The sequence below is a fragment of the Streptomyces sp. NPDC006923 genome (assembly GCF_040635655.1).
Taxonomy (GTDB): Bacteria; Actinomycetota; Actinomycetes; order Streptomycetales; family Streptomycetaceae; genus Streptomyces.
The window spans coordinates 34,107-57,875 of the sequence record NZ_JBEYIF010000012.1 but is presented as its reverse complement, the minus strand read 5'-3'; the positions used below and the strand labels follow the sequence as shown (position 1 = coordinate 57,875).

The 23,769-nt window shown below is 70.9% G+C and carries 21 protein-coding genes, 1 pseudogene and 1 riboswitch; of the genes and pseudogenes, 9 read left to right on the top strand and 13 right to left on the bottom strand.

Annotated features, from left to right (window positions below; all coding sequences use genetic code 11):
* Positions 1 to 29: 29 nt before the first annotated feature.
* Positions 30 to 506: a PLD nuclease N-terminal domain-containing protein gene (locus tag ABZ707_RS23530; RefSeq protein WP_360178341.1), complete on the top strand. Its 477-nt coding sequence runs from the start codon at positions 30 to 32 to the stop codon at positions 504 to 506.
* 149 nt (positions 507 to 655) lie between these two features.
* On the opposite strand, the gene ccsB is transcribed toward ABZ707_RS23530, so the two are convergent.
* The 7 genes from ccsB to hemL form a co-directional block, all read right to left on the bottom strand.
* Positions 656 to 1,747, bottom strand: coding sequence for a c-type cytochrome biogenesis protein CcsB (ccsB, locus tag ABZ707_RS23525; RefSeq protein ID WP_360178338.1), 1,092 nt, complete (start codon positions 1,745 to 1,747; stop codon positions 656 to 658).
* Positions 1,744 to 3,465 (bottom strand): cytochrome c biogenesis protein ResB, encoded by a 1,722-nt coding sequence (locus ABZ707_RS23520; RefSeq protein WP_360178335.1) that lies wholly within the window; start codon positions 3,463 to 3,465, stop codon positions 1,744 to 1,746. The genes ccsB and ABZ707_RS23520 overlap by 4 nt, the downstream gene beginning before the upstream one ends.
* A gap of 4 nt (positions 3,466 to 3,469) precedes the next feature.
* Positions 3,470 to 4,207, bottom strand: coding sequence for a cytochrome c biogenesis protein CcdA (locus tag ABZ707_RS23515; RefSeq protein WP_360178332.1), 738 nt, complete (start codon positions 4,205 to 4,207; stop codon positions 3,470 to 3,472).
* Between the two features lie 31 nt (positions 4,208 to 4,238).
* Complete coding sequence (locus ABZ707_RS23510; RefSeq protein ID WP_360178329.1) at positions 4,239 to 4,859, bottom strand: TlpA disulfide reductase family protein; 621 nt, start codon at positions 4,857 to 4,859, stop codon at positions 4,239 to 4,241.
* Positions 4,860 to 4,926: 67 nt separating this feature from the next.
* The gene (locus ABZ707_RS23505) at positions 4,927 to 6,192 is read right to left on the bottom strand and encodes a hypothetical protein (RefSeq protein ID WP_360178326.1); all 1,266 of its coding nucleotides are present in this window, start codon (positions 6,190 to 6,192) and stop codon (positions 4,927 to 4,929) included.
* A 245-nt stretch (positions 6,193 to 6,437) separates the two neighbouring features.
* Complete coding sequence (locus tag ABZ707_RS23500; protein ID WP_360178323.1) at positions 6,438 to 7,130, bottom strand: histidine phosphatase family protein; 693 nt, start codon at positions 7,128 to 7,130, stop codon at positions 6,438 to 6,440.
* Positions 7,127 to 8,458 carry a glutamate-1-semialdehyde 2,1-aminomutase gene (hemL, locus tag ABZ707_RS23495; RefSeq protein ID WP_360178320.1) on the bottom strand — a complete coding sequence of 444 codons (1,332 nt, stop codon included), beginning with the start codon at positions 8,456 to 8,458 and terminating at the stop codon, positions 7,127 to 7,129. Before hemL ends, ABZ707_RS23500 begins: the two co-directional genes overlap by 4 nt.
* Before the next feature lie 116 nt (positions 8,459 to 8,574).
* On the opposite strand from hemL, the gene ABZ707_RS23490 reads away from it, so the two are divergent.
* The 3 genes and pseudogenes from ABZ707_RS23490 to ABZ707_RS23480 form a co-directional block, all read left to right on the top strand.
* Complete coding sequence (locus ABZ707_RS23490; RefSeq protein ID WP_319680056.1) at positions 8,575 to 9,135, top strand: hypothetical protein; 561 nt, start codon at positions 8,575 to 8,577, stop codon at positions 9,133 to 9,135.
* 119 nt (positions 9,136 to 9,254) lie between these two features.
* Entirely contained in the window at positions 9,255 to 9,782 is a 528-nt protein-coding gene (locus ABZ707_RS23485) for a DUF6879 family protein (RefSeq protein WP_360178316.1), read from the top strand.
* 11 nt (positions 9,783 to 9,793) lie between these two features.
* Positions 9,794 to 9,910 (top strand): annotated as a pseudogene (locus ABZ707_RS23480) (transcriptional regulator); the annotation flags it as partial.
* 264 nt (positions 9,911 to 10,174) lie between these two features.
* Here ABZ707_RS23480 and cobN read toward each other — a convergent pair.
* Positions 10,175 to 13,792 (bottom strand): cobaltochelatase subunit CobN, encoded by a 3,618-nt coding sequence (cobN, locus tag ABZ707_RS23475; RefSeq protein WP_360178313.1) that lies wholly within the window; start codon positions 13,790 to 13,792, stop codon positions 10,175 to 10,177.
* A gap of 54 nt (positions 13,793 to 13,846) precedes the next feature.
* Positions 13,847 to 13,919, bottom strand: a riboswitch (cobalamin riboswitch).
* A 143-nt stretch (positions 13,920 to 14,062) separates the two neighbouring features.
* On the opposite strand from cobN, the gene cobG reads away from it, so the two are divergent.
* Genes cobG through ABZ707_RS23460 form a run of 3 tightly spaced genes read left to right on the top strand, consistent with a single transcriptional unit; the run spans position 14,063 to position 17,573 of the window.
* Complete coding sequence (cobG, locus tag ABZ707_RS23470) at positions 14,063 to 15,394, top strand: precorrin-3B synthase (RefSeq protein WP_360178310.1); 1,332 nt, start codon at positions 14,063 to 14,065, stop codon at positions 15,392 to 15,394.
* A 20-nt stretch (positions 15,395 to 15,414) separates the two neighbouring features.
* Entirely contained in the window at positions 15,415 to 16,041 is a 627-nt protein-coding gene (locus tag ABZ707_RS23465) for a precorrin-8X methylmutase (protein ID WP_360178704.1), read from the top strand.
* The gene (locus ABZ707_RS23460) at positions 16,038 to 17,573 is read left to right on the top strand and encodes a precorrin-2 C(20)-methyltransferase (protein WP_360178307.1); all 1,536 of its coding nucleotides are present in this window, start codon (positions 16,038 to 16,040) and stop codon (positions 17,571 to 17,573) included. Before ABZ707_RS23465 ends, ABZ707_RS23460 begins: the two co-directional genes overlap by 4 nt.
* Here ABZ707_RS23460 and ABZ707_RS23455 read toward each other — a convergent pair.
* A complete protein-coding gene (locus ABZ707_RS23455) occupies positions 17,543 to 18,361 on the bottom strand; it encodes a cobalt-precorrin-6A reductase (RefSeq protein ID WP_360178304.1) in 819 nt (272 codons plus the stop codon). The genes ABZ707_RS23460 and ABZ707_RS23455 overlap by 31 nt on opposite strands.
* Before the next feature lie 80 nt (positions 18,362 to 18,441).
* On the opposite strand from ABZ707_RS23455, the gene ABZ707_RS23450 reads away from it, so the two are divergent.
* A complete protein-coding gene (locus tag ABZ707_RS23450; RefSeq protein WP_360178301.1) occupies positions 18,442 to 19,575 on the top strand; it encodes a cobalt-precorrin-5B (C(1))-methyltransferase in 1,134 nt (377 codons plus the stop codon).
* Positions 19,576 to 19,599: 24 nt separating this feature from the next.
* On the opposite strand, the gene ABZ707_RS23445 is transcribed toward ABZ707_RS23450, so the two are convergent.
* Complete coding sequence (locus tag ABZ707_RS23445) at positions 19,600 to 19,818, bottom strand: DUF397 domain-containing protein (RefSeq protein WP_360178298.1); 219 nt, start codon at positions 19,816 to 19,818, stop codon at positions 19,600 to 19,602.
* Positions 19,815 to 20,582: a helix-turn-helix transcriptional regulator gene (locus tag ABZ707_RS23440; protein WP_360178295.1), complete on the bottom strand. Its 768-nt coding sequence runs from the start codon at positions 20,580 to 20,582 to the stop codon at positions 19,815 to 19,817. Before ABZ707_RS23440 ends, ABZ707_RS23445 begins: the two co-directional genes overlap by 4 nt.
* Positions 20,583 to 20,925: 343 nt before the next feature.
* Here ABZ707_RS23440 and ABZ707_RS23435 point away from each other — a divergent pair, with 343 nt between their 5' ends.
* Complete coding sequence (locus ABZ707_RS23435; protein ID WP_360178292.1) at positions 20,926 to 21,180, top strand: hypothetical protein; 255 nt, start codon at positions 20,926 to 20,928, stop codon at positions 21,178 to 21,180.
* 241 nt (positions 21,181 to 21,421) lie between these two features.
* On the opposite strand, the gene cobM is transcribed toward ABZ707_RS23435, so the two are convergent.
* Entirely contained in the window at positions 21,422 to 22,174 is a 753-nt protein-coding gene (gene cobM / locus ABZ707_RS23430) for a precorrin-4 C(11)-methyltransferase (protein ID WP_360178289.1), read from the bottom strand.
* A complete protein-coding gene (gene cbiE, locus ABZ707_RS23425; protein ID WP_360178286.1) occupies positions 22,171 to 23,451 on the bottom strand; it encodes a precorrin-6y C5,15-methyltransferase (decarboxylating) subunit CbiE in 1,281 nt (426 codons plus the stop codon). The genes cobM and cbiE overlap by 4 nt, the downstream gene beginning before the upstream one ends.
* Positions 23,452 to 23,769 lie beyond the last annotated feature (318 nt).

The window sequence follows — 23,769 nt, the reverse complement described above, 5'->3', positions numbered from 1 at the left end:
CCCGAATCTCCGTACGCAGAGGGAGCTCCATGCTTCGGGTGCTGATGATTCTGGTGCCGTTGGCTCTCAGCATCTATGCGTTCATCGACTGCATCACGACCGAAGAGAAAGACATCCGCTATCTCCCGAAGCCCATCTGGGCGATTCTGGTGCTTCTCTTCCCGCTGGTGGGTTCCATCTCCTGGCTGATCGTGGGACGGGACCGTACGGCCGGCCGCGCGGCGGCGGGCCGTCGGGGCGGCTGGGTCGCGCCGGACGACAATCCGGACTTCCTCAACTCCCTGAAGGACGACAGCTCCCTGAGGGACGACCGGGGCCGCGCGGACGGGCGGGGCGGGCCGGCAGCCGCCGCCCCGGTGGAGCCGAAGGCCGCATCGCCTCTCGACGACAAGGAGGCCGCGGCCCACTTGGAGCAGTGGGAAGCGGATCTGCGCCGTCGCGAGGAGGAGATCGAGCGCCGCGAGAAGGGCGGCGGCAGCGCGGAGGACACCCCGCCGACGTCCTGACCCCCCGGGACCGCCCGTCCGGCCGACGGGTCGTCCATGCCGTCCCGTGTGTCTTCCGGGACGCCCGGAGAACTGATGAGGCGTGAGCCAAGGAAACGCCCCGCGCGGGGTCGGTCCCGCGCGGGGCGTTCCGCTGCGCCGTCCGCCGGTCAGACGCCCGCGTACGAGTGCTTGCCGGTGACGAAGATGTTCACGCCGTAGTAGTTGAACAGCCAGCAGCCGAAGGCGATCAGCGCCAGATAGGCGGCCTTGCGGCCCTTCCAGCCGGCGGTGGCGCGGGCGTGCAGATAAGCGGCGTACGCGACCCAGGTGATGAAGGACCAGACCTCCTTGGGGTCCCAGCCCCAGTAGCGGCCCCAGGCGTCGCCGGCCCAGATCGCGCCCGCGATGATCGTGAAGGTCCAGAGCGGGAAGACGGCGGCGTTGACGCGGTACGCGAACTTGTCGAGCGTCGCGGACGCCGGGAGCCGCTCCATGACGGAAGTGGCGAAGGAGCCCGGTGTGCCGCCCCCGGCCAGCTTGGACTCGTACCGCTCACGGAAGAGGTAGAGCAGCGTGGCGACCGCGCCCACATAGAAGACCGCGCCGCAGAAGATCGCGGTGGAGACATGGATCCACAGCCAGTACGAGTGAAGGGCGGGAACCAACTGATCGCTGTCGGTGTACAGGACGGTGACGGCGAGCCCGAGATCGAGGAGGACCGTGGTGACGAGCGGCAGTCCGATCCAGCGGACGTTCTTCTTCAGCGCGAGCAGCGTGAGATACACGGCCACGGCCACGGTGGAGAAGGTGATGTTGAATTCGTACATGTTGCCCCAGGGGGCCCGCTGTACGGAGAGCGCGCGGGCGACCACACCGGCCGCCTCGATGACAAAGGCGAGGACGGTGAGGGACACGGCCATGCGGCCGTACAGATCCCCCTTGGCGTCGCCGCCGTGCGCGCCGGGGCCGTCCGGGACATCACGGGCGCCGGCGGCTGAGCGGGTGATGATCTTCGGCCGCTCCAGGACGGCCGTGGCGCCGCCCTTCTGGGCGACCTGGATCGTGACCGGACCCCCGCCGGCCGCGCGGGCGTCGCCGGTGAGCGCGGCGGCGGTGCGGCCGACCTTGCTCCGGCTGCCGAGCAGCCACTCCGCGATATGGGCGAAGAAGGCGAGCGTGTAGACGGCCATGGACGAATAGATCAGCACATTGCTGGTGTTCGCCAGGCTCTCATTGGTTGCTGCGGCGGCGAGACTCACTTCTCAGCCCCTTCGACAATCTCTTCTGCGGGATCAGGCGCGGTGGGCGCCTCTGAATTGAGGGTGACGGCCAGATCGGCCAGTTCCTCAGGGAGCTTGGCGGACTCGCTGCGGCCGAGTCCCGCCATCTCGACGACGGTGACGCCGTCGGCGCCCCGCACGGCCCGGACCCAGACCCGGCGCCGCTGGATGAAGAGTGAACCGGCCAGACCCCCGATGGCGGCGACCGCCCCGATCAGGGCCCAGAGGCCACCGGGCTGCTGCGAGATCTGGAAACTCGCCCACTCCTTGACGTCCTTCTCGAAGGTGATCGAGCCGGCACCGTCCGGGAGCGTGAGCCTCTCGCCCGGCAGCAGGGTCTTCTTCAGGACATCGCCCTTGGCGTCCTTGAAAGCCTTCATCTTGTCGGTCTTGAGCTGGTACACGTTCTGCGGCAGCCCGGAGTCGACGCCCAGACTGCCGTGGTACGCGCCCACATTGAGCACCGGGAAGTCCAGCGCGGGGAAGCGCGAGAACATCTGCCCGGAGCCCTTGCCCCCGTACGTCGGCACGAAGAACGCGGCGAAGCCGAGCTGGTCCTTCTTGCCGTTCCTGTCCCGGTAGCCGTCCATCACCTTGATGGCGCCCGTGGACGAGAAGTTGTTGTCGATGGGCAGCAGCGGGACCGCGCCCTTGAAGACCACCTGGCCGCGGCCGTCCCTGACGGTCACGACCGGGGCGTAGCCGTGGGAGATCAGATAGACCTTGGAGCCGTCGACCACCAGGGGCTTGTTGACCTGGATGACCGACTTCCGCTCCGTGCCGCCGTCGCCCGTGGAGTAGCGGATCGCGGCCTCGAAGGTACGGGGGGTGCCGAGCTGCGGACCGCTGCGCTCGTAGGTCGCGGTGAACGTGTCCAGGGTGAAGCTGAACGGCGCCAGGTTGTCCGTGCTGAACAGCGACCCCGACGTGAAGTCGTCGTACTGCGTGAGGGTGTTGGAGAAGCCGTCGCCCTCGACGACCAGTTTGCCGCCCTCCGACTTGAAGAGCTGTCCGGTGGCAAAGGCCACCAGCAGCACGATGAGGGCGACATGGAAGACCAGATTGCCGACCTCGCGGAGATAGCCCTTCTCGGCGGCCACGGCGTCTCCCGCGACATGGACACGGAAGCGGCGCTTGCGCAGCATCGCGAGCGCGGCCTCACGGACGGCCTCGGGCTCGGCCGCGGTGCGCCAGGTGGTGTAGACGGGCAGCCGGGTCAGCCGCTTGGGCGCGCCGGGCGGCCTGGAGCGGAGCTGACCGGCGAACTGCCAGGTGCGCGGGACGATACAGCCGATGAGGGAGATGAACAGCAGGATGTAGATCGCGGAGAACCACACCGAGCTGTAGACCTCGAACAGCTGGAGCCTGTCGTAGATCGGGGCAAGCGTCTTGTGCAGGTCCTTGAAGGTCTGCACCTTGAGCTCGTCGACGCTGGTCTGCGGGATCAGCGAGCCGGGGATGGAGCCGAGGGAGAGCAGGAAGAGGAGGATCAGCGCGACGCGCATCGAGGTGAGCTGCCGCCAGAACCAGCGGAGCCAGCCGACGACCCCCAGGACCGGGCCACCGATGTAGGTCTCCTCGCGGGGCGCGGTGGAGAGCTGGGAGCCGGCGGCGCCGAGGTCGCGCGCGTCCCCGGCCTCGGAAGCGGCTCCCGCCGCCGATGCCTCGGCCGTGCTGTCGGTCTCTGTCTTGCTCATGGCACTAGATCCCCACCGTGAAGCCGTCTGACCAGCCCTGCATCTGCTGCATGATGCTGTCCCAGGCACCCGTCAGCAGCAGCAGACCGGTCACGATCATCATCGCGCCGCCGATCCGCATCACCCACATGTAGTGGCGCTTGACCCAGCCGAAGGCGCCGAGCGCCTTGCGGAACGCCACCGCGGCCAGCACGAACGGCACGCCCAGCCCGAGGCAGTACGCGACGGTGAGTATGGCCCCGCGGCCCGCGCTCGCCTGATCGATCGCCAGCGCGTTCACGGTCGAGATGGTCGGGCCGAGACAGGGCGTCCAGCCGATCCCGAAGAGCGCGCCGAGCAGCGGGGCGCCCGCCAGACCGGTCACCGGACGCCGGTGGAAGCGGAATTCACGCTGGGTGAGCCAGGGCATCAGCCCCAGGAAGAGCACACCCATCACGATCATCAGCGCGCCGAGGACCTTGGAGAGGATGTCCCGGTATCCCTGGAGCGTCGCGCCGAAGTAGCCGAACAGCGCGCCGCCGGAGACAAAGACGGCGGTGAAGCCGATGACGAAGAGGGTGGCGCCGGCGGCCATCCGGCCCCGCTTCGCCTCGGCGAGATCGGTCCCGCTGACGCCGGTGACATACGAGAGATAACCGGGCACGAGCGGCAGCACACACGGCGAGAAGAAGGAGACCAGCCCGCCCAACAGCGCGATCGGCAGCGCGAGCAGCAGCGCGCCGCTGTAGACCGTCTCGTTCATGCCGTGCTCCGCGGCGGGAAGGTGCGGCGCATCACTTCTCCGCGATCAGCGGGTCGATCATCTTGCGCAGCTTCTCCGCGTCGAGCGCCATCAGCGAGCGGGCCGCGATCTTTCCGTCCCGGTCGAGCACGATCGTGGACGGGATGGCCTGCGGATTGAGACTGCCCCTGGGGAAACCGTTGACGATGAGCTTGCCCGCCGGGTCGTACAGGCTCGGGTAGCCGACGCCGTAGTCCTTCTCGAACGCGAGCGCCGGCCCCTTGTTGGGGTCCCGGGTGTTGATCCCGACGAACGCCACGCCCTTGGCCTCGGTCTCCTTGGCGACCTTCACCAGATACGGCGCCTCGGCGCGGCAGGGCCCGCACCACGAGCCCCAGACGTTCAGCACAACGATCTTGCCCCGGAGGTCGGCCACATCGAGCTTCTCGCCCTCCAGGGTCTCGCCCGCGATGTCCTTGACCGCCGTACGGTCCGCCTTCGCGACGGTGGCGATACCGCCGGTGTTCGTCACGAAATTACTGTTGCCGCCGCCACCGGACTTGCCGCCGCCGCTGCACGCCGAAAGCGTCAGCGCCGCCGCGACGACCGTGACCGGCAGGATGGCGCGGAGTCGACGGCCGGAGCGGCGTCGGGGGGCGCGGCCTGAGTTCATGTGAAAAGTTTCGCATGGGCGTTTCGAGGATCTTGCGCACCCCCCTGGGTGCCCGGAAAGCCCCTTGTCAGGCGCTCTTAAAGAAAGCGTTCCAGCCGCCCGCCGGAGCCTGTCCGACGTCCAGCGTACGGAGCTTGGCGAGTACGGCGGGGTCCTGGACGTCGAGCCAGTCGGTGAACTGGCGGAACGAGACCAGCCGTACGTCGTTCTTGCCCGCCATCCCCTTCAGTGCCTCTTCCACGGCGTCCATGTAGATCCCGCCGTTCCATTCCTCGAAATGATTGCCTATGAAGAACGGCGCGCGGTTCGTTTCGTACGCCCGCCGGAAACCGGCGAGATAGGCCCCGGTCGCCTGCTTGCGCCACCCCGGGTAGCGCGAGGGCATACCGCGCGTCGAGTTGTGCGACTGATTCGCGAGCATGTTGTAGTCCATGGAAAGGACTTCGAAGGAATGCCCCGGGAATGGGACGGCCTGGAGCGGGAGATTCCAGACACCGCCCATTTTGTCCGGCCACTTCTGGGTGCCGCCGGGGGAACTGGCGTCATAACGCCAGCCCAGCTTCTTCGCGGTCGGCAGCAGATTCTCCTGGCCGAGCAGACAGGGCGTACGGGCGCCGACGAGTTCCTTGCGGTAGTCGAAAGGCAGCGGTTCGAGGTCGGTCCAGCCGCTGTTCGTCCGCCATTCCGTGACGAAGGACACAGCCTGGTCTATCTCACTGCGCCACTGCTCGGGGGTCCAGCGGGCCACCGAGCCCGAGCCCGCGCAGAAGTGCCCGTTGAAGTGCGTGCCTATCTCATGGCCGTCGAGCCATGCCTGACGGACGTTCTTCAGTGTCTCCCTGGCATGCGCGTCGGTGAGATAGCCGATGTCGGACGCGCCCGTGCGGTTGTTCGGCGGCCGGTAGAGCGTCTTCTTGGATTCGGGCAGCACATAGAGACCCGAGAGGAAGAAGGTCATCGCCGCGCCATGATTCCTGGCGAGTTCCAGGAATCGCGGGAAAAGGCCGTTGCCGACCTCGCCCGCCCCGTCCCAGGAGAAGATCACGAACTGCGGCGGGGTCTCGCCCGGTTCGAGGGGGACGGGCGGCGGCGGCTGGTGCGGCTGCTTTCCGGTGTCGGAAGTGGAACCGTCCCCGATGAGCCGGACCTCCCGGCCCGGGGGACGGCTCGCCGGGCGCGCGCCGGCGGTTTCGCCTCCACCCGTGCCACCGCTCGCGGCGGTCCCGGACCGATCGGACCCGCCTCCGCCGCCGGGGCGGCAGGCCGCGATTCCCACCGCGGCCGCGGCTCCCATTCCAGCTCCGAGCAGAGCCCTTCGGCTGATGTCCCGCATACCGTTCCCATCCGCGCTCGTTCGTCATACCGCTCTGACAGTCTTACAAGCGGCAACTCGTGAGATGTCGTACCGAACGCGGAGGTTCCAGGAGATGTTCCGTTTTTAGTTATGTAACAACGAATGTGACAGAGCTCATTGAGGCCCCTGCATCCTGTCCGATATGGACCGGACAGGACCACAGGCGTACGGAAGGCGACCGAATATGGCTGGAAAGCAACCGGTCCGGCAGCGCGGACCGAGGCTCAGGCACCGAATGCCTTGGCCCCTCCCTTCACCGGCTTGGCACCGGCGAGGAGATGGGCCGGCACGAGATCACGGGCCGGCTCGGTGTAGCCAACGGAAATGATCTTGTCACCGTGATAGGTGAAGCTGGTCAGCGAGGCGAGGGTGCACTGCCGCCGGCGCGGATCGTGCCAGAGCCTGCGGCGCTCGACAAAGCTCCGGACGATCCAGATCGGAAGCTGATGGCTGACACAGACCGCCTCCCGGCCGCGGGCCGCGTCACGCGCGGCGCCCAGGGCGCCCATCATCCGTACGACCTGGTCGACGTACGGCTCGCCCCAGGACGGCCGGAAGGGATTGGTGAGGTGCTTCCAGTTGGCCGGTTTGCGCAGCGCGCCGTCACCGACGCCGAAGGACTTGCCCTCGAAGATGTTCGCGGCCTCGATCAGCCGGTCGTCGGTGTCGAGGGTCAGACCGTGGCTCTTGGCGAGCGGAGCCGCGCTCTCCTGGGCGCGCTCCAGCGGGGAGGCGACGACGTGAGCGATGTCATGGCCCGCCAGATGCTCGGCGACCCGGTCGGCCATCTCACGGCCCAGGTCCGAGAGGTGGTAGCCGGCGCGGCGGCCGTACAGCACACCGTCCGGATTGTGGACCTCGCCGTGGCGCATCAGATGGACGATGGTCGTTTCGTTGCCGATGTCGCTGTCGCTCATGCCGCGCTCTCCGGGTCCGTGGCTTCGGCGGCGGCGCGGGCGGCCGCCGGCAGTGCTGCGGCGATCCGTTCGATCGCGCGCTCGTCGTGGGCGGTGGAGACGAACCAGGACTCGAAGGAGGACGGCGGCAGATAGACGCCGTCGGCGAGCATCGAGTGGAAGAAGGGGGTGAAGCGGAACGACTCCTGCCTCTTCGCGCCCTCGTAGTCGTACACCTCGTCGGCCGTGAAGAAGACAGAGAACATATTGCTCGCCCTCTGCACCCGGTGGGCGACGCCCTCCTTGCCGAGGGCCTCCGTCACCAGCGCCTGGATCTCCTCCGAGACCGCGTCGACCTTCTCGTACGCCGCGTCGTCGAGCAGCCGGAGCTGGGCCAGGCCCGCGGCGGTGGCGACCGGATTCCCGGAGAGCGTGCCCGCCTGGTAGACCGGTCCCGCCGGGGCGAGCCGGCCCATGATGTCGGCGCGGCCACCGAACGCGGCGGCGGGGAAGCCGCCGCCCATGACCTTGCCGAAGGTCATCAGGTCGGGCGCGACGCCGTCGACGCCGTACCAGCCCGCCTTCGACGTACGGAACCCGGTCATCACCTCGTCGGAGATGTAGAGCGCGCCGTCGGCGGCGCAGATCTCCTTGAGCCCCGCGTTGAAACCGTCGCGCGGCGGCACCACACCCATGTTGCCCGGCGACGCCTCCGTGATCACACAGGCGATCTCACCCGGATGCGCGGCGAACGCCCGGCGCACGGCGTCGAGGTCGTTGTACGGCAGGACGATGGTGTCGCCCGCCTGCGCACCGGTGACGCCGGGCGTGTCGGGCAGCCCGAAGGTCGCCACCCCGGAGCCGGCCGCCGCGAGCAGCGCGTCGACATGGCCGTGGTAGCAGCCGGCGAACTTCACGACCTTCGCACGCCCGGTGAAACCACGGGCGAGCCGGATCGCGGACATGGTCGCCTCAGTGCCGGACGACACCAGCCGTACCTGTTCCACGGGGGCGACCCGGGCCACGATCTCCTCGGCGAGCGCGACCTCGCCCTCACCCGGCGTACCGAACGACGTACCGCGCGCGACCGCCGCCTGGACCGCTTCGATCACCTCGGGGTGGGAATGACCGAGAATCATCGGCCCCCAGGAACATACGAGGTCGACATATTCACGGCCGTCCGCATCGATGAGGTATGGACCGTTACCGGACACCATGAACCGGGGCGTACCGCCCACCGCGCGAAAGGCACGGACGGGAGAGTTCACGCCGCCGGGCGTCACGAGGGCCGCGCGGTCGAAAAGCGTCTGCGAAACTGGGGCGTCATAGGGGAAGCTCACGCAATCCATGGTGTCAGAGGCTCAGACGTTCTTGCGGACAGGTGTTTCACCGCACGTCCGTGGGGGAGGTCACTGTCACGATGATCGGGTTGCGCGGCCAGGGCTGCGAGTGGTCGGGTGGAGATATGCATCGCGGTGGCGGACTGGGCGAGGGGACCGACGACCTGGGTCCCGAGCCTGCCCGCCGGGGGAAGCACCGGAGACACGAGGCCCGGGAGCAGCCCGCGGGGAGCAGGAGTAGTGGCCGGGTGGGGGTGACCTACAAATACTTTGGCGCGCCCAACGGCGCCACGGCGGCACGGGTCCCGATTTCGATGCGCCCCGAAGAGCTGGGCGGCGACGAACTCGGCATGGGCGGCATGTTCACCAAGATCAAGCCCGAGACCATAGCCGCGATGGTCCTGACCGGCATACAGGGCATGCCTCTGCACAAGGTGCCCCCGCTGGAACTGGTCGTGCTGCACCCCGACTACGCGGTGGTGAAACTTCCCATGACGGTCGTCGACCCCCTCCGGGGCATCGGCGAGGAGTCGGTGGGCGCGGCGGCGTTCATATGGTCGACGGTCCCGGACCGGGGCGGCCCCCGGGACGCGTACAACGTCTATCAACTCCTGCACGAATGGCAGGACTTCAGCCACAGACTGCATGACGCGGGGCATCAGCCCTATTGCCTGGTGTGGCCCTGACTTCGAGTTTCCGTGATCTCTTCATGAGGCTGTCCTGGGGCATGCCATGGGCATCCCCCAGAACGAGGCTGTGATCCGGATCCCCGCACGGATGGCGCACCTGATCAGGGAGGCGTGCGATGCCGTCGAACGTGCCGACTTTCGATGAGCTGATCAGCCGATGCAGGTACTCAGCGGTGCATCTGGAGATGCGCGACTCATATGCCGTCGATTACGAGAAGGGACCGTTCGCCGAGTGGCGTGCCGGAGTCCGGCTCGACCCCGCGGACCGGGCTTCATGGTGGCGGCCCTGGTTGGATCTGATGTCGGCGACCGTGGCGCGTGGAGTCACCGTACGCCGAGCCCGCATTGTGTCCGAGCCGGTCAGCGAATACATCCGGTACGAGCACTCCGCGACCTTCACCAACGTGGCGGCCGGTGAGCAGGTGCGGTGGCTGGCACGCCGCAACGCCTCGGACATCGCGTTGCCGGGCAATGACTTCTGGCTCTTCGACGACCAGTGGGTCCACTGGAACCACTTCGCCGGCGACGGGACCTCCACGGGCGAGGAGATCAGCGACGACCCGCGCGCCGCGGAACTCTGCGCCGAAGCCTTCGAGATGACGTGGTCACGAGCCGTCCCGCACGACCAATACAAGATCCACTGACCAGAAACTCGGGTGTCGTCCCGATGGCAACACCGAGGCGACGACAGTGGCCGCAGGAGACATTCCACGTCTACGACGACACCCTTGTGTCCGTGGAACTGCTGTCGGCCCAGGTGAACATGACGCAGCGACCAGTATCGCTTCCGGCCGCTCAACCACCCGCGCCTCGGCCTTCCCCTCCCCCGCGTTTCCGCATCCCGGCATCCGGGGCACTCCCCCCGTCTGTGCACTGCCCATTGTGTGACCGGCGGACACCTCGCGCATTGCCGTAATCCGGCAGTCTTCGGGGCGCTCCGGTGCCGGACGCCGACCCACGCCACGTCATGACAAGACCTACGGGCCGGACGGCTCACGACAGAGCGCGCACGCCCGGGGGGTTCGGGCGGTGGGGGTCAGTCCTCGCCCTCCAGCTCCCCCTCCGTCTCCAGGAACACCGCGCGCAGCGCGTCCAGCACCGCCGGGTCCGGCTTCGCCCACATGCCCCGGGACTCCGCCTCCAGCAGCCGCTCCGCGATGCCGTGCAGCGCCCAGGGGTTGGCCTCCTGGAGGAACTCGCGGTTCTCCGGGTCCAGTACGTAGGTCTCCGTGAGCTTGTCGTACATCCAGTCGGCCACCACGCCCGTGGTGGCGTCGTACCCGAAGAGGTAGTCGACCGTCGCGGCCAGCTCGAAGGCGCCCTTGTAGCCGTGCCGGCGCATGGCCTCGATCCAGCGCGGGTTGACCACGCGGGCCCGGAAGACCCGGGACGTCTCCTCCACCAGGCTGCGGGTACGGACCGTCTCCGGCCGGGTGGAGTCACCGATGTACGCCTCCGGGGCGGTGCCCTTGAGCGCGCGCACCGTGGCGACCATGCCGCCGTGGTACTGGAAGTAGTCATCGGAGTCCGCGATGTCGTGCTCGCGGGTGTCGGTGTTCTTGGCGGCCACCGCGATGCGCTTGTACGCGGTCTCCATCTCGGCGCGGGCGGGCCGGCCGTCGAGTTCCCGGCCGTACGCGTAGCCGCCCCAGGCCGTGTAGACCTCCGCGAGGTCCGCGTCGGTGCGCCAGTCGCGGCTGTCGATGAGCTGGAGGATCCCCGCGCCGTAGGTGCCGGGCCGGGAGCCGAAGATACGCGTGGTGGCACGGCGTTCGTCACCGTGCTCGGCCAGGTCCGCCCGGGCGTGGGCGCGGATGAAGTTGGTGTCGTCGGGCTCGTCCAGCGAGGCGGCCAGCCGTACGGCGTCGTCCAGCAGCCCGATGGCGTGCGGGAACGCGTCGCGGAAGAAGCCGCTGATGCGCAGCGTCACATCGATACGGGGGCGGCCGAGTTCGGCCGGGGATATCGCTTCGAGTCCGGTGACGCGGCGGGAGGCGTCGTCCCAGACCGGCCGGACCCCGAGCAGCGCCAGCGCCTCCGCGATGTCGTCGCCGGAGGTGCGCATGGCGCTCGTGCCCCACAGGGACAGTCCGACGGAGGTCGGCCAGTCGCCGTTGTCGGTGCGGTACCGCTCCAGCAGGGAGTCCGCGAGGGCCTGCCCGGTCTCCCAGGCGAGGCGCGAGGGCACGGCCTTGGGGTCGACGGAGTAGAAGTTCCGGCCGGTCGGCAGGACATTGACCAGGCCGCGCAGCGGCGAGCCGGACGGGCCCGCCGGGACGAATCCGCCGCTCAGCGCGTGCAGCACGTGATCGGTCTCGGCGGTCGTGCCGGCCAGACGCGGCACGACCTCGGTGGCCGCGAAGTCCAGGATGTCCAGGACGGCCGGTGCCTGGCCGGCGGCCACCTCCGGCACGGCGGCCGGGTCCCAGTCCGCGTCCTCCATGGCCTGGACGAGTGCGCGCGCCCGCTCCTCCGCCTCGTCGGCGGTGGTGCGGGTGGCGGCGGACTCGTCGAGGCCGAGGGCCTCGCGCAGGCCGGGGAGGGACGAGGTGCCGCCCCAGATCTGCCGGGCGCGCAGGATGGCCAGGACGAGGTTGACCCGGGCTTCGCCGGTGGGCGCGCCGCCCAGGACATGCAGACCGTCGCGGATCTGCGCGTCCTTGATCTCGCAGAGCCAGCCGTCGAGATGAAGGATGAACTCGTCGAAGCCCTCGTCCTCGGGCCGGTCGGCCACACCGAGGTCGTGGTCGAGCTTGGCGGCCTGGATCAGTGTCCAGATCTGGGCGCGGATCGCGGGCAGTTTGGCCGGGTCCATGGACGCGATCGAGGCATGCTCGTCGAGGAGCTGCTCCAGCCGCGCGATGTCGCCGTAGGACTCGGCGCGCGCCATCGGCGGCACCAGGTGGTCGACCAGCGTGGCATGGACCCGGCGCTTGGCCTGGGTGCCCTCGCCCGGGTCGTTGACCAGGAACGGATAAATCAGCGGCAGGTCGCCCAGGGCCGCGTCCGGGCCGCAGGAGGCGGAGAGCCCGGCGTTCTTGCCGGGCAGCCACTCCAGGTTGCCGTGCTTGCCGAGGTGGATCATGGCGTCGGCGCCGAAGCCGCCGTCCGCCCGGGCCGCCTGGATCCAGCGGTAGGCGGCCAGGTAGTGGTGCGAGGGCGGCAGATCGGGATCGTGGTAGATCGCGATGGGATTCTCGCCGAAGCCGCGCGGCGGCTGGATGAGGATCAGCAGATTGCCGCGCCGCAGCGCGGCGAGCACGATGTCGCCCTCCGGATTCCGGCTCCGGTCCACGAACATCTCGCCGGGCGGCGGACCCCAGTGGCGCTCGACGGCTTCCCGCAGGTCGGCCGGGAGCTGTCCGTACCACCGCCGGTAGTCGGCGGCCGGGATCCGGACGGGGTTGCGGGCGAGCTGCTCCTCGGTGAGCCAGTCCTGGTCGTGGCCGCCGGCCTCGATCAGGGCGTAAATCAGCTCGTCGCCGTCGCCGGACTCCAGCCCCGGCACCTCTTCGTCTCCGAAGTCGTAGCCGTCGCCGCGCAGTTCGCGCAGGAGTGCGACGGCGCTCGCGGGGGTGTCGAGGCCGACGGCGTTGCCGATCCGGGAGTGCTTGGTCGGATACGCGGAGAGCACCAGGGCGAGACGCTTGTCCTGATTCGGGATGTGGCGCAGGCGCCCGTGCCGTACGGCGATCCCGGCGACACGCGCCGAGCGCTCGGGGTCCGCGGCATACGCGGGCAGACCGTCCTCGTCGATCTCCTTGAAGGAGAACGGCACGGTGATCAGGCGGCCGTCGAACTCCGGCACGGCGACCTGCGACGCGGAGTCCAGCGGGGACAACCCCTCGTCGCTCTCCTCCCAGGCGGCGCGGCTGCTGGTGAGGCAGAGGGCCTGGAGGATCGGTACGTCGAGCGCGGCGAGCGCGCCCGCGTCCCAGGACTCGTCGTCGCCGCCGGCGGACGCCTCGGCGGGCCGGGTGCCGCCCGCGGCGAGCACGGTGGTGACGATGGCGTCGGCCCCGCGCAGCGCGTCGAGCAGCTCGGGCTCGGGGGCGCGCAGCGAGGCGACGAAGATCGGCACGGCCCGGCCGCCCGCCTCCTCGATGGCCTCGCTCAGGGTGTCGATGAAGGCGGTGTTGCCGCTCAGGTGGTGGGCGCGGTAGTAGAGCACGGCGATGACCGGCCGGCTGCCGAGGGCGTCGAGGGCCTCCACCCGGCGGTGGACCCGGCCCCAGGACGGCGCGGCTGCCGGCGGCTCGAAGCCGTGGCCGGTCAGCAGGACGGTGTCGGCGAGGAACCGGGCGAGCTGCTCCAGATTGGCCGGGCCGCCGTGGGCGAGATAGGCGTGCGCCTCCGCGGCGATGCCGATGGGCACCGTGGAGGCTTCCATGAGCTGGGCGTCCGGGGCCTGTTCACCGGTGAGGACCACGACGGGGCGGTCTCCGGCGAGCAGCAGATCGATGCCGTCCTGCCAGGCGCGCAGCCCGCCGAGGAGCCGTACGACGACGAGATCGGCGCCGTCCAGCAGCGCGGGCAGCTCGTCGAGCGCGAGCCGGGCCGGGTTGGCGTACCGGTACGGGACCGGGCCCTCCAGCGCGTTGGCCGCGCGTGCGCTGAGCAGGTCGGTGTCGGACGTCGACAGGAGCAGGATCATGCGGCGTCACGCCTTCCTCGGGGTCCGCGCCCCGGGCGGTGGTGAGGACGGCGGGAGTTCCTGACTCACCCGGCTGCTGCCGGGCTCACAGTGGCGGGACCGCGCCGGATTCTCACCGGGCTTCCTCCCCTGACGCCGTCGCTGGCGGTGACGGGTCTGTCGACCCGCCGTCTGCATAGTAGGTGGTGCAGGTCACGGGCGGGGAGGGCGCCCGCACGATGGCCGGAACGGCAGGGGAGGGCGTCCGGCCACGTGGGTATGCTCGCCGCCATGCCGCCCACCTCGCCAACACCCGTGAACCGGGACGAAGCTCCCGTGCGGGAGCGCGGTGACGCCTGCCCCGGCGCGCTCCGGCTGCACCCGGCCGACGACGGACGGCTGGCCCGACTGCGGCTGCCCGGCGGCTTGCTGACGCACCATCAGGCCGACGTGCTGGCCTCGGCGGCGGAGCGGCTTGGCGACGGGCATCTGGACATCACCTCGCGGGGCAATGTGCAGCTTCGGGGGCTGGGCGAGAGCTGCGGCGCGGAGCTGGCGGAGCTGCTGGGCGAGGCCGGTCTGCTCCCCTCCGACCGGCATGAGCGCGTACGGAACATCGTCGCCTCGCCGCTCGCCGGACTGGACGGAGTCCCCGGCGCGGACGTCCAGTTGTGGACACGGGAACTGGACACGCTGCTGTGCGCGAGCGAGACCGCGACGGCTCTCTCGGGACGCTTCCTGTTCGCGCTGGACGACGGCCGCGGCGACATGGCGGCGCTCGGCGCGGATGTGACGTTGCTCGCACGGCGCGACGGGACGGCCGCGCTGTATACCGGGACGAACCAGACAGCCGCAGGGGAGTCCGCGCCGGCCGCGCTGCGGGTGGCCGCCGCCGACGCCCCGCGCGCGGCCCTGCTGGCGGCCGAGACCTTTCTCACGGTCGCGGAGACCGGCGGCTCGGGCGCCTGGCGGGTACGAGAACTCCCCGCGGGCCATGGGCTGGACGCGGCGGTGGCCACGCGACTGGCCGGGGCCGGGATCGCGGCGGAGCCCCTCGCGCAGGTGGCGCCGCCGCCGGCGGCGGCCCCGCCCCCCGGACTGGTCCACTCCCCCGAAGGGACCGTGGCCGTCTCCGTGTACGCACCGCTGGGACGGCTGAGCGTGGCGCGCTGGCGGGCGCTGACGGCCGGCGGCGGCGAACCGCGGGTGACTCCATGGCGCGGAGTGATCGTGCCGGGGCTCGAACCGGCGGCGGCCCGGGGCCTGCTGGCCGGACTCCGTACGGCCGGGCTGATCACCGCCCCGGACTCGCCCTGGTACGGCGTCGGCGCCTGCACCGGCCGGCCGGGCTGCGCCAAGGCCCTCTCCGACATACGGTCCGACGCGGCCGGGGCCACGAGAACCGCGCCCGGCGGACTCCCCGTGTACTGGTCCGGCTGCGCGCGCCGCTGCGGCCGTCCCGAGGGCGACCGGGTGGACGTGGTGGCGACCGGCGAAGGCGGCTACAGCGTCTCCGTAGTCTCCGTGACAGGAAACCTTCCGGCGCCGCCGAGGACGGCGGCGACCGGACCGGAGCTCGCCGAAGCGGTGGCGACGGCACGCACAACCCCAGTGACGAGATGAGCGAGACCACAGTGTCCACAGTGTTCGACTACGAGAAGGACGGCGCGGCGATATACCGCCAGTCCTTCGCCACCATCCGCGCCGAGGCGGACCTCGCCGGGCTGCCCGCCGATGTCTCGCAGGTCGCGGTGCGGATGATCCACGCCTGCGGGATGGTCGACCTGGTGCGCGACCTCGCCTTCACCCCCGGGGTGGTGGCGCGCGCCCGCGAGGCGCTGCGCGCGGGCGCGCCGATCCTGTGCGATGTCGCCATGGTCGCCAGCGGGGTCACACGCAAGCGGCTGCCCGCCGGCAACGAGGTCGTCTGCACCCTGTCCGACCCCTCGGTGCCCGCGCTCGCCGCCGCGGCGGGGACCACCCGCAGCGCTGCCGCGCTCGATCTGTGGCGGGACCGGATGGACGGCGCGGTGGTGGCCGTCGGCAACGCCCCGACGGCGCTCTTCCGGCTGCTGGAGATGATCGAGGACGGCGCGCCGCGCCCGGCGGCCGTCATCGGTGTGCCGGTCGGTTTCGTCGGCGCCGCCGAGTCCAAGGACGCGCTGGCAGGACACCCCTCCGGGCTTGAACACCTGGTCGTACGCGGACGGCGCGGCGGCAGCGCCATCGCCGCCGCCGCCATCAACGCGATAGCGAGCGAGGAAGAGTGAACGCGAACACCCCCGCGGCCCCCGGGCCCGCCACCGGGCGGCTGTACGGAGTCGGCCTCGGCCCGGGCGACCCGTCACTGATGACCGTACGCGCCGTGCAGGTCATCGCCGAGGCCGATGTGATCGCGTATCACAGCGCCCGGCACGGCCGCTCCATAGCCCGTTCCATCGCCGCCGGACATCTGCGCCCGGACCATATCGAGGAGGCGCTGGTCTACCCGGTCACCACCGGGACCACCGGCCATCCGGGCGGATACCGGGGCGCGATGGAGGACTTCTACACCGAGTCGGCCGCCCGGCTCGCCGCGCATCTGGACGCGGGACGGACGGTCGCCGTGATCGCCGAGGGCGACCCGCTCTTCTACGGCTCGTACATGCATATGCACAAGCGGCTCGCCGACCGCTATCCGACCGAGGTCGTCCCCGGTGTCACCTCGGTGAGCGCCGCCGCCGCGCGGCTCGGCACCCCGCTCGTCGAGGGCGAGGAGGTGCTGACGATCCTGCCGGGCACCCTGCCCGAGGAGGAGCTGACGGCCCGCCTGGCCTCGGCGGACTCGGCCGTCGTCATGAAGCTCGGCCGCACCTTCCCCACCGTACGGCGGGCCGTCGAACGGGCCGGACGGCTGGCGGACGCCCGGTATGTCGAGCGCGCCACCATGAGCGGCGAGCGCACCGGCCCGCTGGCCGGGACCGACCCGGAGTCCGTGCCGTACTTCTCGGTCGCCGTCCTGCCGAGCCGGATCGACGCCGTGCCCGCGCCGGCCGGACGCGGCGAGGTCGTGGTCGTCGGCACCGGCCCGGCGGGACCGCTGTGGCTCACCCCCGAGACGCGCGGCGAACTGGCCGCGGCCGAGGTCCTCGTGGGCTACACCACCTATCTGGACCGGGTGCCGGTCCGTCCCGGCCAGATCAGGCACGGCTCCGACAACAAGGTCGAGTCGGAGCGCGCCGAGTTCGCGCTCGACCTGGCCCGGCGGGGCCGGCGGGTGGCCGTGGTCTCGGGCGGCGACCCGGGCGTCTTCGCGATGGCCACGGCCGTACTGGAAGTGGCGTCCCGGCCGCCGTACGACGAGGTCCCGGTGCGGGTGCTGCCGGGCGTGACCGCCGCCAACGCCGCCGCGGCCCGGGCCGGCGCCCCGCTCGGCCACGACTACGCCGTGCTCTCGCTGTCCGACCGGCTCAAGCCGTGGGAGGTCATCGCCGAACGGCTGCACGCGGCGGCCGCCGCCGATCTGGTGCTGGCGCTCTACAACCCCGGTTCACGCAGCCGTACCTGGCAGGTCGGCAAGGCGCGTGAACTGCTTCTGGAGCACCGCGCCCCGGACACTCCCGTCGTCCTCGGCCGCGATGTGGGCGGGCCGGAGGAGAGCGTACGGATCGTGCGGCTCGCCGACCTCGATCCGGCGCAGGTCGACATGCGGACGATCCTGATTGTCGGCTCCTCGCAGACGGTGACCGTCCGGCGGGGCGACGGCGAACAGATCGTCTGGACGCCGCGCCGCTATCCGGAAAGCTCGCCACCGGAGAGCTGAGCCAGCCACCGCGCCGCCTCGTCCGGGGTCGTCACGACGGGCACGCCGTCCGGGACCGGCGGTCTGCTGATGACGACCACCGGCAGGCCGGCCTCGCGGGCCGCGGCGAGCTTGGGCGCGGTGGCGGCGCCGCCGCTGTCCTTGGTCACCAGCACGTCGAGGCGGTGGCGGCGCAGCAGCTCGCGTTCTCCTTCCAGGGTGAAGGGGCCCCGGTCCAGCAGGGTCTCCATCCTGGCGGGCGTGGGCGTCCCCGGGTCGGGGGCGTCGACGGACCGTACGAGAAACCAGTGGTCGTCGAGGTCCGGCCGGGCGAACGCGGCGAGGCCCATGCGCCCGGTGGTGAGAAAGACCCGGCGGCCGAGCCCCCGGAGCGCCCCGGCCGCCTCCGCCGGCGAACCGGCCCGGTGCCAGTCGTCGCCCGGCACCGGGACCCAGGAGGGGCGGCGCAGGGCCAGCAGGGGAACATGAGCGGCGGTGGCGGCACGCGCCGCGTTGAAACTGATCGTTCCGGCGAAGGGATGGGTGGCGTCGATGAGTGCGTCCACGCGATGCTCACGCAGCCAGCGTTCCAGCCCCTCCGCGCCGCCGAACCCGCCGATCCGCACCTCTCCGGGCAGCGGCACGGGCCGTGCGACACGTCCGGCGAGGGAACTGGTGACGCGCAGCCGTCCGTGGAGCGCCCCGGCGAGCAGCCGGGCCTCGGTGGTCCCGCCGAGGACCAGCACATGCGGCGGCCGGTGCTCCGGAGATGTGTCCGTCTGCGCTATGTCCATAGGAGATACGTCCATCGGGGATGGGTCCGTCGGGGATAGGTCCGTCGGGGATAGGTCCATCGGGGATAGGTCCATCGGGTCTTCGGGGTCTCTCCATGGCTGAGGGTGTGACGGGCGGGCGCGATGCCCAACTCAAGCACACGGGTCTGCGGCACGGCTGGACGACGGGTGCGTGCGCGACGGCGGCGACGACGGCCGCGTACACGGCACTGCTGACGGGAGAGTTCCCCGACCCGGTCACGGTCGAGCTGCCGAAGGGCCAGACGCCGGCGTTCGCACTGTCCCGCGAGGAACTCTCCCGGGACCACGCCATGGCCGCCGTGGTCAAGGACGCCGGCGACGACCCGGACGTCACGCATGGCGCCCTGGTCCGCGCGACGGTACGGCTGCTGCCGCCGGGCTCGGGGGTGGTCTTCCGGGCGGGCCCCGGTGTGGGGACGGTCACCCGGCCCGGCCTTCCGCTGGAGGTCGGCGAACCGGCGATCAACCCGGTGCCGCGCCGGCTCATGCGCGCCCATGTGGCACGGGTCGCGGCCCGCCACGGCGGCACGGGCGATGTGGAGATCACCGTCTCGGTCGACAACGGCGCGGAGATCGCCCGCTCCACCTGGAACCCGAGGCTGGGCATCCTCGGCGGCCTCTCCATACTCGGCACGACGGGCATAGTCGTCCCGTATTCCTGCTCGGCCTGGATCGACTCGATCAGACGCGGCGTGGACGTGGCCCGCGCCGCCGGCCGTACGCATGTGGCGGGCTGCACCGGCTCGACGTCGGAGAAGACGGTCGTCGCCACCCACGGTCTGCCGGAGGACGCCCTGTTGGACATGGGTGACTTCGCGGGCGCGGTCCTGAAGTACATCCGCCGCCACCCGGTGGCCCGCCTGACGATCTGCGGCGGCTTCGCGAAACTCTCCAAACTGGCCGCCGGCCACCTCGACCTCCACTCGGCGCGCTCACAGGTGGACAAGGCGTTCCTGGCGGAACTGGCCACCGGAGCAGGCGCGGACGCGGCACTGGCGGCGCGGGTGGCTGCGGCCAACACCGGCCTGGAGGCGCTGCGGCTCTGCGAGTCCCGGGGAGTGGCGCTGGGGGACGCGGTGGCGAGGCGGGCCAGGGACGAGGCGCTGGCGGTACTGCGCGGTGCGCCGGTGGAGGTTGATGTGATCTGCATCGACCGGGCGGGCGCGGTGGTGGGACGCAGCGAGCCCCGCCACTCCGGCGGCGAGTGACGGGGCTGATTGGCGCGTTGTGCCTCAGGAAGCGGGAAAACCGCCATTGCTCACGGCGGTGACGAACGCGGACCAGCCCTCGGCCGGGAACATGAGGGCCGGACCGCTCGGGTCCTTGCTGTCCCGCACGGGGACGACGGCGCCGACGACGGTGGGCGCCCATTCAAGGCAGTTGCCGCCGTCTCCGTTGCTGTAAGTCGACTTGATCCACTCCACCTGGGAGAGATCCGGGATGGTGCTCATGGGGAAAGGGCCTCCATCGTGGACCGGATGAGAGACGCCGTATTACGTGGCGACAGGGCGTAGGCCCTCATCAGATCGTAGGCCCGCCTGCGAACGCCAGCGCTTTCCTGGTCTTCCAGGAGTTGGCCCGTGCTGATGCTCTCCTCGTAGGCCACGACCGAGCCGTTGTCCAGCGTGAGAACCGTCAATGAGCCGCCCAGGAAGGCATGTTCCCCGTGCTCGAACGGCAGAATCTGGACAACGCTCGCGGGACCGTCGACAAGCTCCAACAGCGCGGCCAACTGAGCCCGCATCACGCCCGCGCCCCCGATCGGGCGCCGTACCACCGCTTCGTCGAGGACCAGGGACAGGTCGGGCAGTGGGTCGGCCCTCAGCAAGCTCTGCCTGCCCATCCGGACCGATACTTTCTCCTCGATCTCGTCCTGTGTCGCCCGTGGGTTGCTGACGCGAAAAAGCGCGCGGGCGTACTCCTCCGTCTGAACGAGTCCGGGGACGACGTGTCCCGAGTACTCGTCAATGACCCGGGCCCGGGCCTCCAGTTCCATGCGCCGCCGGTACTTGTCCGGATGAATTTCCTTGCGGGCCAGGCCGTACAGCTCTTCGAAGATTCCGTCCGTCCCGAATGCCACATCGAGCTGAGCGGGCAGTTCGCGGGGCGGCATGTACTCCGCCGTCTCGATCCGGGACAGGTGGCTCTTACTGACGAGCACCACGCCGGACAGGCCCTCCAGGGTCAGACCGGCTCTCTCGCGAAAGCTCCGCATCTTGGCACCGAACAAATGTCGGGCGGACCTGTCGGGCGTCAGTTCACGTGCGGGCCGGGCCATACGAGCACCACCATTTTTCCCAGATTCGTGGTCGGTACGGAAACCGCTGTCGAGGGTACGCCGATGGGAGCCATGCTGTGAGCAACTAGTCACAGAGAGCAAACGAATTGACGAAAGGCGTTGCGTCCATGGCACCCGCCGCCCGCCCGGCCCCCGAAATGGAGCCGAGGGAAGCCGAGAGCTTCCGGCACCTGGTTCCCGACCGGGTATCTGATGAGTTCCCCGTACCGACAAGGGAGTTGGTGAAGCGCGTGGAGCGCGGGCCGAGGCGGCTGACGCGATGACCAGAAGCGACGCGCGCAGGTTCCTGTCCCTGCTGTCGGACGTGTTCGGCGTGGACGGCGTCCTCATCGTCCCGAAGACCGAACCCGGCGGGGAAGGAGCGGATCTCGTCCCCGGCTCGGCGCTGAGATGGCCGAAGTGCGAGTGCGGGGGCCCGAAGTGCCCGGACTACGAGCCTCCGGCACCCCCGGGAGATGAACTCAGCGCGCGATTGGCGGAACAGAACAAACGCAGCAGCAGAGGTGGCACATGAGTCGCTTTCGACATTGGTTCGGGGCCGGAGCAATCAACCGTCGGCCCAGTCTGAGACTGTTCATCGCGGCACACGAAGACCGCGAGGGTTTTCTCGCGGCTCTCCGCCAGTGGGACGAGGCGGCCTCGTGCGAGACGGCCGAGCCTCTCCTTTCGGAGAACGGGCACCCTCGGTGACTTTCGGAGAACGGGAACCCGCGGTGACCGCGAACGCGCACGTCCCCCGACGCGCGCGTGCTCCGTCAGCAGGCGCCCCGGCGCTCCCGGTCCGGCGAGTACAGGTGACTGTCGCGGAACTGCTCCGCCGCCAGCGTCCGGCCCACCATGATCACCGCCGTGCGCACCACACCCGCCGCCTTCACCTGCCCGGCGATGTCGTCCAGGGTGCCGCGCAGGACCAGTTCGTCGGGCCGGCTGGCCATCGCGACCACCGCGGCCGGGCAGTCGGGCCCGTAGTGCGGCAGCAGTTCCGCCACCACCCGGTCCACATACCTCGCTGCGAGATGCAGCACCAGCAGCGCCCCGCTCCGGCCGAGGGTCGCCAGATCCTCCCCCTCCGGCATCGGGGTGGCACGCTGGGCGATCCGCGTCAGGATCACCGTCTGGCCCACCGTCGGCACCGTCAGCTCCCGCTTCAGCGCGGCGGCCGCCGCCGCGAACGCCGGTACCCCCGGCACCACTTCGTACGGCACACCCGCCGCGTCCAGCCGCCGCATCTGCTCCGCCACGGCGCTGAAGACCGAGGGGTCGCCGGAGTGCAGCCGGGCCACGTCATGGCCCTCCTCGTGCGCCCGGACCAGCTCCGCCGTAATGCCGTCCAGGTCCATCCGCGCGGTGTCGATCAGGCGCGCGTCCGGCGGGCAGTCGGCCAGCAGCTCGCGCGGCACCAGACTGCCCGCGTACAGACAGACCTGGCAGGCGGCCAGCCTGCGCGCGCCGCGCACCGTGATCAGGTCGGCGGCGCCGGGTCCGGCTCCGATGAAGTACACCGTCATCGTTCTTCTCCTGAGGGTTCGCCCGAGGGGATGTGCGCGGGGGCCTTGGTGACGGCCCACTGAGTGACCGGCATGGCGCCCCGCCAGCCGGTGAATCCGCCCACCGGCACGGCGTGCGCGACGGCCAGGCGCACCAGTTCGCCGCCGAAGCGGCGGTACCAGTCGGCCAGCAGCGCCTCCGACTCCAGCGTCACCGTGTTCGCGACCAGCCGGCCCCCCGCCGGCAGCGCCTCCCAGCACGCCTCCAGCAGCCCCGGCGCGGTCAGGCCGCCGCCGATGAACACCGCGTCGGGCACCGGCAGCCCCGCCAGCGCGGCCGGGGCCCGGCCGCTGACGACACGCAGCCCGGGGACGCCGAGGGCGCGGGCGTTACGGCCGATCCGTTCCGCGCGGACCGGGTCGCGCTCCACCGAAACAGCCCGGCAGGAGCGGTGCGTACGCATCCACTCGACGGCGATCGAGCCCGACCCGCCGCCGATGTCCCAGAGCGACTCGCCCGGCGCCGGGGCCAGCGCGGCCAGCGTGGCGGCGCGCACATGGCGCTTGGTGAGCTGGCCGTCGTGTTCGTACGCGGCGTCCGGCAGCCCGGGGACGGCCCCGAGCCGGAGCGCGTCCGGCGCGCGCCGGCACTCGATCGCCACGACATTCAGCGCGTCCCCGGCGGGCTCGGCCCAGTCGCGCGCGAGCCCGTCGGTACGGCGTTCGCGTTCCGCGCCGAGTTGTTCGAGCACACGCATACGGCTCGGCCCGTAGCCGCGCTCCCGCAGCAGCGCCGCCACCTCGGCGGGCGTGGCGGCTCCGGCGCTGAGCACCAGGATCCGGCGGCCGTCGTGCAGCGCGGCGGTCAACTGCTCGACGGGGCGGCCGACCAGCGTGACCACCTCCGTGTCCTCCACCGGCCAGCCCAGCCGGGCACAGGCGTACGACACGGAGGAGGGATGCGGCAGCACACGCGGCGTCCCGGCCCCGAGCACCTCGGTCAGGGCCCGCCCGATCCCGTAGAACATCGGATCCCCACTGGCCAGCACGGAGATCCGGCGTCCGGCGCGGGCGGCGAGCAAGCCGGGCACGGCGGGCCGCAACGGCGAAAACCAGGCCACCCGCTCGCCCGCGCACTCGTCCGCCGGGAGCAGCGCCAACTGCCGTGCGCCCCCGATCAGTACCTCCGCGCTCCGCAGAGCGGCGCGCGCGGGGTCGGAGAGCCCCTGCCAGCCGTCCGCGCCGATCCCGACCACCGTGACCGGGGACACGGGGGCCGCTGGGGGCTCGGGGCTCACTGCCGTACACCTCTGAACTGGGAGAAGACCGGACGCCGCACTCTACTGTCCGCCTCTCCCCCGGCCCCCGACGGGGGCATACCGCCCATCGGGGACGTGCGGAAGGCCGCGCCCTTCCGGGGCCGGGGGCCCGGGCGGCGGTCAGGGCCTCAGGCGTACCGGTCGCCACCGGTCAGTACGGACGCCTCATGGAGGTCGGAGTGGCCGGGGGCCATGGGGACGGCGGAATCCCCGAGGATCCGGCACCGGGAGGCGAAGTCGGAGGACCGGGCTCGGCGCCGCCTTCTCGTCGGGGCCGCGGGACCGCCCCTCGGAATC

Coding starts and splice junctions, on each gene's coding strand:
- ABZ707_RS23490 (WP_319680056.1), top strand. CDS start 8,575: ATGCATCGCGGTGGCGGACTGGGCGAGGGGACCGACGACCTGGGTCCC.
- cobN (WP_360178313.1), bottom strand. CDS start 13,792: ATGATCCTGCTCCTGTCGACGTCCGACACCGACCTGCTCAGCGCACGC.
- ABZ707_RS23505 (WP_360178326.1), bottom strand. CDS start 6,192: ATGCGGGACATCAGCCGAAGGGCTCTGCTCGGAGCTGGAATGGGAGCC.
- cobG (WP_360178310.1), top strand. CDS start 14,063: ATGCCGCCCACCTCGCCAACACCCGTGAACCGGGACGAAGCTCCCGTG.
- ABZ707_RS23455 (WP_360178304.1), bottom strand. CDS start 18,361: ATGGACGTATCTCCTATGGACATAGCGCAGACGGACACATCTCCGGAG.
- ABZ707_RS23515 (WP_360178332.1), bottom strand. CDS start 4,207: ATGAACGAGACGGTCTACAGCGGCGCGCTGCTGCTCGCGCTGCCGATC.
- cobM (WP_360178289.1), bottom strand. CDS start 22,174: ATGACGGTGTACTTCATCGGAGCCGGACCCGGCGCCGCCGACCTGATC.
- ABZ707_RS23450 (WP_360178301.1), top strand. CDS start 18,442: ATGGCTGAGGGTGTGACGGGCGGGCGCGATGCCCAACTCAAGCACACG.
- hemL (WP_360178320.1), bottom strand. CDS start 8,458: ATGGATTGCGTGAGCTTCCCCTATGACGCCCCAGTTTCGCAGACGCTT.
- ABZ707_RS23520 (WP_360178335.1), bottom strand. CDS start 3,465: ATGAGCAAGACAGAGACCGACAGCACGGCCGAGGCATCGGCGGCGGGA.
- ABZ707_RS23510 (WP_360178329.1), bottom strand. CDS start 4,859: ATGAACTCAGGCCGCGCCCCCCGACGCCGCTCCGGCCGTCGACTCCGC.
- ABZ707_RS23500 (WP_360178323.1), bottom strand. CDS start 7,130: ATGAGCGACAGCGACATCGGCAACGAAACGACCATCGTCCATCTGATG.
- ABZ707_RS23440 (WP_360178295.1), bottom strand. CDS start 20,582: ATGCGGAGCTTTCGCGAGAGAGCCGGTCTGACCCTGGAGGGCCTGTCC.
- ABZ707_RS23435 (WP_360178292.1), top strand. CDS start 20,926: ATGACCAGAAGCGACGCGCGCAGGTTCCTGTCCCTGCTGTCGGACGTG.
- ABZ707_RS23445 (WP_360178298.1), bottom strand. CDS start 19,818: ATGAGCACCATCCCGGATCTCTCCCAGGTGGAGTGGATCAAGTCGACT.
- ABZ707_RS23485 (WP_360178316.1), top strand. CDS start 9,255: ATGCCGTCGAACGTGCCGACTTTCGATGAGCTGATCAGCCGATGCAGG.
- ABZ707_RS23530 (WP_360178341.1), top strand. CDS start 30: ATGCTTCGGGTGCTGATGATTCTGGTGCCGTTGGCTCTCAGCATCTAT.